The sequence below is a fragment of the Mycobacterium sp. genome (assembly GCF_050701675.1).
Taxonomy (GTDB): Bacteria; Actinomycetota; Actinomycetes; order Mycobacteriales; family Mycobacteriaceae; genus Mycobacterium.
This window is the reverse complement of the sequence record NZ_JBOGDD010000327.1, coordinates 1-2788: the sequence shown is the minus strand read 5'-3', so window position 1 is coordinate 2788 and position 2788 is coordinate 1. Positions and strand designations below refer to the sequence as shown.

The following is a 2788-nucleotide window of genomic DNA, read 5'->3' as shown; positions in this document are numbered from 1 at the left end:
GAGCACTACTGGGCCGACATCGAGCAACGGATCCTGCCCATTCTCGACGCGGACGGGCCAGCGCAGGAGCGCATCACCAGCTTCTTCCACGCGCTCGCTGACGAACACGAAGCCGGCGACTTCCTCCTTGGCTGCTTGATCGGCAACTTGTCCCTGGAGCTCGGTGGTTCGAGTGACGCGGTTCGCGATCAACTCGCCAGCATCCTCGATCGGTGGGACGCTGCGCTCACGGCGTGCGTGCGATCAGGACAGCGCCGCTCGGGCGGGATCCGCACCGACCTCGATGCCGACGAGCTCGCCGCCATGCTGATCGAGGCGTGGGAAGGTGCGGCCCTTCGCGGCAAGGTGGCCCGCAGTCGCACGCCGTACGCGCGGTTCGAATCGGTGACCGTCCCGGCGCTTCTGCGCTGATCGAACCCGCCTTGGTACCTGATGACCTGTGATGATTGTAGATAGACGACCGGTCACCTATAATCGATGACGATAGTTCGTTCATCGACCCAAGGATCGTTCCAATGACTGACCCGACCATCTACGCCGAACCGCTGAATCCCGCGCTGCCTCCTTCGGGCTTCGTACTCGATCTCGACCATGCCGCTCTCGTCGTGACCGATCCCCAGGTCGACTTCCTCAGTCCGGAAGGCGTGTCCTGGTCGGTATTCGGCGACAGCATCCAAGAGAACGGCACGGTGGCTCACATCGGCGAACTGTTCGACGCGGCGAAGCTCGCGGGAATCACCGTCGCGGTGTCCCCGCACTACTTCTATCCCACCGACACGCAGTGGCGGTTCGGCGATCCGCTCGAGCAGTTCATGGGCGGCGTCGGCATGTTCGGGCGCCAGGGCGCGTACACGTTGGACGGCTTCGCCGGGTCGGGGGCTGACTTCCTTCCCGCCTACCAGCACCACATCCACGACGGCCGCACCGTGATCGCCTCTCCCCACAAGATCGTCGGCCCCGAGTCGAACGACCTCGTCCTGCAGTTGCGTAAACGCGGCATCAACCAGGTCATTCTCGCGGGCATGGCCGCCAACCTCTGCGTCGAAGGCCACATGCGCGAACTCGTCGAGCAGGGCTTCGAGGTAGTGGTGGTCAAAGACGCCACGGCGGGCCCGCGGCTGCCCGAAGGCGACGGCTACCTCGCGGCGCTGGTCAATTTCCGATTCCTCGCCAGCGCGGTGTGGACCACCGCCGAGGCCGTGCACTACTTCAAGGGGGGCGACCGATAGTCGTGCCGCCGAAAGGCTTTGCCGCCAAACAAGACAACCGATACGCAACTGATGAGCAAGGAGTCTGAACGACATGACAACGATTGACGATCCAAGGCACCACGGATTCGCCTTGAACAATGGCGACGGCCAGATCCCGGCCCTCGGGTTCGGAACGCTGGTCTCCGACAGCAGAAAGACGCGCAACGCCACCACGGCCGCCATCGAGGTCGGATTCCGCCATCTCGACTGTGCCGAGCGGTACCGCAACGAGGCCGAGGTCGGCGCCGCACTCAAGGACCTGCTCGCCAGCGGCGCGATCCGCCGCGAGGACCTGTTCGTCACCACGAAGCTGTGGAACAACAACCATCGACCCGAGCGGGTCAAACCCGCCCTGCAGGCCAGCCTGCGCAAGCTCGGGTTGGACTCGGTCGATCTCTATCTGGTGCACACCCCGTTCGCGTTCAAGCCCGGCGACGACCAAGATCCCCGGCACCCTCACGGCGCCATCGTGTATGACGACGGGGTCACCCTTGGGGAAACCTGGACGGCCATGGAAAACCTTGTCGACGAGGGACTTTCGCGAGCGATCGGCCTGTCCGACATCGACGTCGAGGGCACCAGGGAAATCATTGACACCGCCAGGATCAAGCCAGTCGTCGTGGAAGTCGAATCCCACCCATACCACCCGCAATGGGGCCTGCACCAACTGTGCCAGACCGAAGGCATCGTCCTGCTGGCGTTCGCGCCGTTGGGGCACGCGCTGCAGCCGCGACTTCTCGACGACCCGCTCATCGTGGAGGCGAGCGAACAACTGAGACAGACGCCTGCGCAAGTGCTTCTCGCCTGGGGCATCCAACGCGGCACCGCGGTTCTGACGTCGTCGGTGACGCCTGCCCGCATCGCCGAGAACGCCGACATCGATGCGCTTCCCGAGGACGTCGTCCGAGCGATCAGCGAGCTCGAGACCCGGCACCGGTTCAACTCCGTGGTCGACGCGGGCGAACCGGGCTTCCTCGAAGTGCCGCAGGGTAGTTGAGGGAGATGACGAGATGACCAAGACGGACGTCGTGTTGATCGGCCCGCACGCTTAGCCCCGCTCGGCCAGCTCAGCCAGATGCCTCAGCGCAATGAAGTTCGGTCGACGTGCGTCCACGTGCCGTTCTCCGCGCTTGCGGCGATGGCGTCGGCGATGATGGCCTGCTCGAAGCCGTCGTCGAACGTCGGGTAGTCCGGAGTGGCCGTGGGTCCGCCGGCTGCCACGGCCTGGTAGACGGCGCGGTACATCGCCTTGAACGCATCCGGGAATCCCTGCACGTGTCCGGCGGGGTAGTCGCCGGCCGTGGCTGTCTGACCACCGGGCACCGCGCCGCGCAGCAGGATCTGGTTGGGCTCGTCGCGACGCCCGATCCATAGTTCTTCGGGGTTCTCCGCACACCAGCGCAGGGACGCCTTGGATCCACTCACCTCCAGGGACAGATGGTTCTTTCGGCCCGGTGAGACCTGAGACAGCGTGAGGACGCCGCGCGATTCGTCGTCGAACCGAATGAGGATGCCTGCCATGTCCTCGGTGTCGATCG

At 64.9% G+C, this 2788-nt stretch carries 4 protein-coding genes; 3 read left to right on the top strand and 1 reads right to left on the bottom strand.

The window, feature by feature from the left end; translation table 11 throughout:
- The 3 genes from ACRDUX_RS09730 to ACRDUX_RS09720 all read left to right on the top strand — a co-directional run.
- On the top strand, positions 1–411 hold a 411-nt coding region (locus ACRDUX_RS09730), incomplete at its 5' end, for a TetR family transcriptional regulator C-terminal domain-containing protein (RefSeq protein WP_526413325.1).
- 104 nt (positions 412–515) lie between these two features.
- Positions 516–1229: a cysteine hydrolase family protein gene (locus tag ACRDUX_RS09725; protein WP_526413323.1), complete on the top strand. Its 714-nt coding sequence runs from the start codon at positions 516–518 to the stop codon at positions 1227–1229.
- Between the two features lie 73 nt (positions 1230–1302).
- Entirely contained in the window at positions 1303–2247 is a 945-nt protein-coding gene (locus tag ACRDUX_RS09720) for an aldo/keto reductase (protein ID WP_526413321.1), read from the top strand.
- An 83-nt stretch (positions 2248–2330) separates the two neighbouring features.
- On the opposite strand, the gene ACRDUX_RS09715 is transcribed toward ACRDUX_RS09720, so the two are convergent.
- A partial coding sequence (locus ACRDUX_RS09715; protein WP_526413320.1) for a Gfo/Idh/MocA family oxidoreductase occupies positions 2331–2788 on the bottom strand: 458 nt, incomplete at its 5' end.

Bases quoted from the DNA above. Each gene is read 5' to 3' on its own strand.
- ACRDUX_RS09720 (WP_526413321.1), top strand. From the start codon at position 1,303: ATGACAACGATTGACGATCCAAGGCACCACGGATTCGCCTTGAACAAT.
- ACRDUX_RS09725 (WP_526413323.1), top strand. From the start codon at position 516: ATGACTGACCCGACCATCTACGCCGAACCGCTGAATCCCGCGCTGCCT.